General features: G+C 64.7%; 7 protein-coding genes. 4 read left to right on the top strand and 3 right to left on the bottom strand.

Annotation, left to right across the window (positions count from 1 at the left end; translation table 11 throughout):
- A partial coding sequence (locus tag XI09_RS13385; protein WP_271567257.1) for a hypothetical protein occupies positions 1-632 on the bottom strand: 632 nt, incomplete at its 3' end.
- A 277-nt stretch (positions 633-909) separates the two neighbouring features.
- Here XI09_RS13385 and XI09_RS13380 point away from each other — a divergent pair.
- Positions 910-1,833, top strand: a complete 924-nt coding sequence (locus XI09_RS13380; protein ID WP_271567256.1) for an ABC transporter ATP-binding protein — start codon at positions 910-912, stop codon at positions 1,831-1,833.
- Positions 1,830-2,591 carry an ABC transporter permease gene (locus XI09_RS13375; RefSeq protein ID WP_271567255.1) on the top strand — a complete coding sequence of 254 codons (762 nt, stop codon included), beginning with the start codon at positions 1,830-1,832 and terminating at the stop codon, positions 2,589-2,591. Before XI09_RS13380 ends, XI09_RS13375 begins: the two co-directional genes overlap by 4 nt.
- A 115-nt stretch (positions 2,592-2,706) precedes the next feature.
- Here XI09_RS13375 and XI09_RS13370 read toward each other — a convergent pair whose 3' ends face one another.
- Entirely contained in the window at positions 2,707-3,030 is a 324-nt protein-coding gene (locus tag XI09_RS13370; RefSeq protein ID WP_092186138.1) for a hypothetical protein, read from the bottom strand.
- 312 nt (positions 3,031-3,342) lie between these two features.
- Between XI09_RS13370 and XI09_RS13365 the strand changes: the two genes are divergently transcribed.
- Together XI09_RS13365 and XI09_RS13360 are read left to right on the top strand one after the other, a co-directional pair.
- Positions 3,343-4,122 carry a L,D-transpeptidase gene (locus XI09_RS13365; RefSeq protein WP_271567254.1) on the top strand — a complete coding sequence of 260 codons (780 nt, stop codon included), beginning with the start codon at positions 3,343-3,345 and terminating at the stop codon, positions 4,120-4,122.
- Between the two features lie 72 nt (positions 4,123-4,194).
- Positions 4,195-5,178, top strand: a complete 984-nt coding sequence (locus tag XI09_RS13360) for a glycerophosphodiester phosphodiesterase (RefSeq protein WP_271567253.1) — start codon at positions 4,195-4,197, stop codon at positions 5,176-5,178.
- A gap of 145 nt (positions 5,179-5,323) precedes the next feature.
- Here the strand turns inward: XI09_RS13360 and XI09_RS13355 are convergent, their stop codons facing one another.
- Complete coding sequence (locus XI09_RS13355; protein WP_271567252.1) at positions 5,324-7,603, bottom strand: spermidine synthase; 2,280 nt, start codon at positions 7,601-7,603, stop codon at positions 5,324-5,326.
- Between the last annotated feature and the right edge of the window lie 213 nt (positions 7,604-7,816).

Genomic DNA, 7,816 nt, shown 5'->3' with positions numbered 1-7,816 from the left:
CGCATGATCGCAGCGTCGATCTCGGCGATGACGCGGCGCTGGATCGCCTCGTTCTTGTCGATCGAGATGTGGCCGACGCCGGTGCCGCGCACGTCGACATTGTCGAGCTTGCCGCGCAGGCCGGCCGCGGCCCGCACCGGCTCACCGGGACCATCGCCGATATAGATGTTGATGTAGCGTTCGGCGCCGGTCGAAAGCCTGGTCTTGAACACGGAATCGAGGCCGATCGCGAGCTTCACGGGCACGCCGAGCTGGTTGAGCTTGGCGATCATGTCCGGCAGCGCAGTCGCGCCCGAGGAATGGCCGACCAGGACGATGGTCTTGATGCGGCCGGCCTTATAGGCGGCCGCGGCCTCATCGGCGAGCGAGGACCAGGAGACGAAATTGGCAACCGTTACCGGAATGCCCTGCGCCTGGAGCCGGGAGCCGATCGTATCGAGCCCGAGCGAGAAGATGTTGAGCACGCCGCGGAGCAGGTAGACATGCGTGGTCGCGGCCGCGGACTGGCTCGGCGCCGCCTTCGCGGTGGTCGGGCTCATGGCAACAGCTGACAGCAGGAGCAGGCACATCGCCCACACACGGATGGCGGGCAATTGGCTGGCGCCGGCGGTGTGACGGCCGTTCGGTCTCATCGATGGTTTCCCTGGGGACAATACGCTTTGCGATTGGCCGGAATCGTAGCCATGGCCTGCTCGCGGACGCAACAAAGAGCCGCGTGAGCGACAATCTTAGCCGCAAGCCGTGACCATCGCGCAACACTTGCCCGGAACCTGCCACCGAAGGGCCTGTTTTGAGACCATTTTTCTCCGGCCAATTGCGACCCGGCAAGGGCATTCCTATGTCAGGGCACCGCTGACCCGCCCGCCCCGGGCGGGTTCCAGCCTCCCCCTTCCCAGTCCGCCGGCCATCATGTCCTCCATCATTTCCGTCGCCAATCTGTCGAAGACCTATGGGTCCGGCTTCAAGGCGCTCAAGAACGTCAATCTCGATATCAAGCGCGGCGAGATCTTCGCGCTGCTCGGGCCCAACGGCGCCGGCAAGACCACACTGATCTCGATCATCTGCGGCATCGCCAATCCGAGCGAGGGCCGCGTCCTCGTCAGCGGCGAGGACATCCAGACCTCCTACCGCAAGGCGCGCTCGCTGATCGGCCTCGTGCCACAGGAACTCCACACCGACGCCTTCGAGAGCGTCTGGGCGACCGTGAGCTTCTCCCGCGGCCTGTTCGGCAAGCCGAAGAACCCAGCCCATATCGAGAAGGTGCTCAAGGACCTCTCGCTGTGGGACAAGAAGGACAGCAAGATCATCACGCTCTCCGGCGGCATGAAGCGCCGCGTGATGATCGCCAAGGCGCTGTCGCACGAGCCGCAGATCCTGTTTTTGGACGAGCCCACCGCCGGCGTCGACGTCGAGCTGCGCAAGGGCATGTGGGAGGTGGTGCGCACGCTCCAGCAGTCCGGCGTCACCATCATCCTCACCACGCATTACATCGAGGAAGCCGAGGAGATGGCCGACCGCATCGGCGTCATCAACAAGGGCGAGATCGTGCTGATCGAGGACAAGGCGACCTTGATGCAGAAGCTCGGCAAGAAGCGGCTGACGCTGCACTTGCAGAACAAGATCTCCTCGCTGCCGGAGAGCCTCGGCCATTACGAGCTCGACCTCTGCGATTCCGGCGCGACGCTGGTCTACGACTACGACACCAAGGGCGAGCGCACCGGCATCACCAGCCTGCTCAGCGACCTGCGCACCGCCGGCATCCGCTTCAACGATCTCGACACGACGCAATCGTCGCTCGAGGACATCTTCGTCGATCTCGTGAGGACGTCATGAATCACCGCGCCATCCGCGCCATCTATCTGTTCGAAATGGCGCGCACCTGGCGCACGCTGCTGCAAAGCATCGTCTCGCCGGTGGTCTCCACCTCGCTCTATTTCGTGGTGTTCGGCGCCGCGATCGGCTCGCGCATCAGCCAGGTCGAGGGCGTCAGCTACGGCACCTTCATCGTGCCGGGCCTGATCATGCTCTCGGTGCTGACGCAGAGCATCGCCAACGCCTCGTTCGGCATCTACTTCCCGAAATTCACCGGCACGATCTACGAGATCCTGTCGGCGCCGATCTCCTATTTCGAGATCGTGCTCGGCTATGTCGGCGCCGCCGCGACCAAGTCGATCATCCTCGGCCTGATCATCCTCGCCACCGCCGGGCTCTTCGTTCCATTGCATATCCACCATCCGGTCTGGATGCTGGCCTTCCTGGTGCTGACGGCGGTGACCTTCAGCCTGTTCGGCTTCATCATCGGCATCTGGGCCGACGGGTTCGAGAAGCTGCAGATGATCCCGATGCTGGTGGTGACGCCGCTGACCTTCCTCGGCGGCAGCTTCTATTCCATCGACATGCTGCCGCCGACCTGGCGCACGGTGGCGCTGCTCAACCCGGTCGTCTATCTGATCTCCGGCTTCCGCTGGAGCTTCTACGAGATTGCGGACGTGAGCGTATCCGTCAGCATCGGCATGACGACGGCGTTCCTGGTGATCTGCCTGGTCGCAATCTGGTGGATTTTCCGCACCGGGTACCGGCTGAAGAATTGACCCCCGGCGTCGTTCCGGGGCGCGCGTAGCGCGAACCCGGAATCCATCGTGCGACGGAGTTGGTGGATGAATGGATTCCGGGTTCGCCCTTCGGGCGCCCCGGAATGACCAGCGGCTATCGATAGCAATGGAAGCGGTGATAGCCGTCATAATACCCGCGGCAGTGACGGTAGTGACGGTGGGGAATGCCGAGCACGCCCTCGACCGCGCCCACAGCGCCGCCGACACCGGCGCCGACCGCGCCTCCGACCACACCGCCCACCGGGCCGGCAATGCGGTTGCCTTCATGGGCGCCTTCCTGGGCACCGCGCACGATGCCCTGGGCATGGCCAGCTTGCGGCAGCGATAACAGTGCGAGCAGGATGGCGGCGGCGGCGAAAAGCAGGCGGACAGGTAAACCGGCCGGCAATGGCGCAGCGGCGATACGGACTTTGTTCATCTTCGATCCCAAGGGACATACAAGGGGTACACGGCGGCGAATAACGCCTTGCAGGTAGGCCATCAACGCAAGGAGCGGCCAAATGGTTGCGCCTTTGTGACGAATTGTCGGCGTCGTGAACGCGTCTCCACTCGCGAAAATGTCAGCATCGCCGCGGGCGGCGCGGCACAAAGCGGCCTTGCTTACATCAGGCATCACGTTAACGATGGCTGGGCGGGGCCGCTGGAACGAAAGCCGGATTGCAGGCATAGTGCACGCCGGGGGACGGAGAGCCGCGGCGCTTGCGTGAACAGGCCGGAGGCCAGAAGTCAGATGCGTTCGTTTTTTATTGCTTTCACATCCCTGATGCTTTTGAGCGCGGGCACCGCGCAAGCCAAGGTCGAAATCACCGTCGACAAGGACAATCAGCAGATGACCGTCGCCGTCGACGGCGTCGCGCGCTATCGCTGGCCGGTGTCGACGGGCATTCCCTCGCGCGAGACACCGAGCGGAGCGTTCCGTACCTTCCGCATGGAAGAGGATCACTTCTCCAAGGAATTCGACGACGCGCCGATGCCGCACGCGATCTTCTTCACCAAGGTCGGGCATGCCATCCACGGCACGGACTCGATCGGCCGTCTCGGCTCGCCGGCATCCCATGGCTGCGTGCGGCTGTCGCGCCAGAACGCATCGACGCTCTATGCGCTGGTGCAGCAGCAGGGCGTGCTCAACACCACCGTGACGCTGACCGGCTCGGCGCAGGTGGCGCTGGCGCGCAATCCGCGCGGCCGCACCAACAATGCGGTAGCCCGCGCCCCGCAGCCGGTCGAAGAGCAATACGCAACATCAGGCGATCCCGTGAATCTGACGCCGCCGGCGCAGCCCGCCCGCCGCTACATGCCGCAGGACGACAACTACATCTACCCGGCCGACGGCAGCGAAACCGGCACGCGCTATCCGGCGCCGCGCTCGGCCAGCCGCCCGCTCTATGACGCACAGGTCTATCAGCAGCCGGCGCAGCAATATTACAATCAGGGCTACGGCCAGCAGGGCTATTATCAGCCACAGCCCCGGCAGGTTTATCAGCCGCGCGGCTATTACTACCAGAACTGACGTGGCCGTCCGCCGTCGTCATCAACGACCCTCGCCGGTCAGCACGAACACCCCATCGCCATTCGAGGCACTATGTCATCACGTGCCACGCCCGTTCTGACTTTGCTCTGGGTCTTGATAGCGGGACAGGCCATGGCCTTCGATCTCGAGGCGCATCGCGGCGGCCGGGCGTTGTTGCCGGAAAACACCCTGCCGGCCTTCGCCAACGTGCTGTCGATGGGCGTGGATACGCTGGAGCTCGACGTCGGCATCACCGCCGATGGCGAGGTCATCATCTCGCATGAACGCGGGCTCAATCCCGATCTCGCACGGGATGCAAACGGCGCCTATGTCGCTCCGCCCGGTACGCCCTTCGTAAAACTGCGGCTCGAAGAGATCGGGACCTATGACGTCGGCCAGATCCGGCCGGACAGTTCTTACGCGAGGCAATTCCCCGAGCAGCGCGCCGTGCCGGGGACACACATTCCCACCTTGAGGCAGCTGTTCGCACTGGTGCGCAAGTCCGGCGACGATCGCGTGCGCTTCAACATCGAGACCAAGATCAATCCGAACCACCCGGACGAATCCCTCGACCCGCAAGGCTTTGTCGCCAAACTGCTCGCGCTGATCGAGGCCGAGAAGTTTTCCGGGCGCGTCACGATCCAGTCGTTCGACTGGAGGACCCTGCAACTCGTCCAGCAGCAGGCGCCGAACATTCCGACCGTGTACCTGACGCTCCAGCGTGGCTCGGGCCAGACCGTCGCGCTGGACAAGGCCACCAACTGGACCGCGGGTTTCAGTCCCGCCGATCACGGCGGCTCGCTGCCGCGCACCATCAAGGCTGCGGGCGGCGCGATCTGGTCGCCCTATTTCGGCGACGTGACAGCGGCACTCGTCTCGGAGGCTCACGGGCTCGGGCTGCGCGTCGCGGTCTGGACGGTCAACAAGCCTGAGGACATGGCGCGCATGATCGAGATCGGCGTCGACGGGATCATCTCGGATAGGCCCGACCTGTTGCGACAGGTGGCGGGCGAGAGGGGAATTGCGCTGCCCGCAGGGACGCCGGTGGCGCCGTAAGGTCTGTCCGTCTCATGTCCCGGACGCGGCGCGGCATGAAATGACGCGACGCAGAGCCGGGACCCAGACTTATGGGCCCCGGCTCTGCAGCGCACCGCTGTAGAAGCGCTGCGCTGCGTCCGGGGCACGAGATTACGAAGCGGCCCTACTCCCCGTCCCTCAAACGCCGATACAGCGCGCCGAGGATGTTGGAATAATCGTCGGTCCAGACCCGCACCCTGTCGTCGGCTTCGGTCTGCTCCCAGACCTTGGACGAGGCGATCTTGCCGACGTCGGCCTCCTCGCGCGCGGAGATGACGACGTCGGTCGAGAAGATGTAATCGCCATCCCGCCCGGAATCCTCGTTGAAGACCCAGCTCTTGAGATCGTTGGCATCGGCGATACCGACCACGACGGTTTCGAGATCGAGATGCCGGTTGGAGACGTGCATCACCACGGCGCCGTGGGGCGCGAGCTTGTCCTTGTAGATCTTCATCGCCTCCTCGGTCGCAAGATGGATCGGGATCGCATCCGACGAATAGGCATCGACGATGATCAAGTCATAGGCGCCGTCCGGCTCCTTCGCGAAGGTCAGGCGCGCGTCCCCGATCACCGGCTTCAGGTCCGGCAGGCAGCTCGAGATGTAGCGGAAATTCTTCGGGTCGCGCGCCGCGTCGACCATCGACTGGTCGATCTCGAAGAATTTCCAGCTCTCCCCTGGCTCGGCGGCACAGGCGAGCGTGCCCGATCCGACGCCGATCGCGGCGACCTTCAGCGGCGCGCCCTTGCGCTCGCGGAGCGCGGTGATGGCCTGACCGATGCCGCCGTCCTTGTGATAGTAGGTGATCGGCTCGGGCCGCCCGGTGACCGGCGTGCCGTCGTTGTTGCGGAAGCGCTCGGCGCCGTGGATCGTGGTGCCGTGCATCAGCACGTGGAAATAGCCGCCGGGCGTCTCCACGATCTTGTGGACGCCGAAGAAACTGCGCACGGTGGTGACGCGGCCCTCGTCCGCCGGATAGACACGGATCAGCGCCAGCGCCAGCGCAATCGTGGCAAAGATCTTCCAACGGCCGGCATTGAGTGCCAATGTCAGCAACGCAGCGAGCACGCCGACGGAGCCGGCGACCCAGACGCGGTGATCCTCGAACCAGGTCGAGAGGCTGCCCGTGGTGTAGGACGGCGCGACGAGTGCCACCGCGAGCGCGGCGAGCGCCAGCCAGTACCATTTGACGATGCCGGCAAGACGCTCGTTGGCGGACGGGCGGCACAGCGCCGCGAGCGCGACCAGGATCGGATATTCGGCGATCCATGAGAAGGTGAATGGAGCAACGAGGCCAGCAAAGAGGCCGCCGACCATGCCGCCGAACGACAGCGCGACATAGAAGCCGGTGAGATATTTGGCGGCCGGCCGGGTCCGCGCCAATTCGCCGTGACAGGCCATGGCGATGACGAAGAAGCACAATTGATGACCGCCGAGCGTCAGCAGCAGATTCTGTTCACCGCCGAAGGCCAGCAGGACAACCACACCCGCGATCGCGACCGGCTGGAGCATCAGCATCCATTTGTGCGGCAGCAGCGGCCGCGACTGGAACACCACCACCCAGGTGAGCAAATACAGCGACAGCGGCAGCACCCACAGAAGCGGTGCCGCCGCGACGTCGGTCGAGATGTGCGCGGTGACGGCGATGAGCAGGCCCGACGGCACCGCGGCGAGGAAGATCCAGCGCAGCCGCGTCACGAGGCCGGGTGCGGGCGCATTGATCTCCTCGGTTCGCGCATCGACCACCGCCAGTTTTGGCGAGCGCAACAACAGCACGCCGCAGGCGGCGATCAGGACGATCAGGAGGCCATAGCCGCCGGTCCAGAAGCGGTTCTGCGTGTGCAGCGTGAACACCGGTTCCAGCAGGAACGGATAGGACAACAGCGCGAGAAAGCTGCCGATGTTGGAGGACGCATAGAGGAAATAGGGATCGTGCCCGGCGGGATGGCCGGTGCGGACGAACCAGGCTTGCAGCAGCGGATTGTTGGCGGCGAGCGCGAAGAACGGCAGCCCGATCGAGACCACGAACAGGCCGAGCAGCCAGACCGCATAGCCCGACGCGGGCGGCTCGCCATAGGCGGTGGCAATGCCGAGCGGCAGCGTGGCGAAGGCCAGGACCAGCAACACCAGATGCACCGCCACCGGAACGATCCGGTTCCTCACCTGCATCAAGAGATGCGCATAGGCGTAGCCGGCCAGCAGCAGCGACTGGAAGAACACCATCGCGACCGACCACACCGCCGGCGAGCCGCCGAGCCGCGGCAGCACCATCTTCGTGAACAGCGGCTGCACCGAGAACAGGAGCAGCGCGCTGACGAAGATCGCAGCGGTGTAGACCGCCAGCAACAGCCGGTTGCGCGACGACGACGGCTGCTCCGTGGCGGCGGGTTGCACGATCGAATCCATGGAATCTCCGGCTAAACTCCGGCGGGCGCCGGGCGCGCGCAATGGAGCACACCACGCCTGAACGGGCAATAAATGGTCTCGTGATGTTGCAGCGAGGAATGCTTGATATAGAGATGTCATTCCGGGGCGATGCGAAGCATCGAACCCGGAACCTCGAGATTCTCCGGTGCGGGAGCCCGCACCATAGTTCGCGCTTCGCGCGCCCCGGAATGA

It is taken from the genome of Bradyrhizobium sp. CCBAU 11386 (assembly GCF_028128955.1).
GTDB lineage: Bacteria > Pseudomonadota > Alphaproteobacteria > Rhizobiales > Xanthobacteraceae > Bradyrhizobium.
The sequence above is the reverse complement of the archived record's forward strand: the minus strand, read 5'-3'. Positions and strand labels throughout refer to the sequence as shown.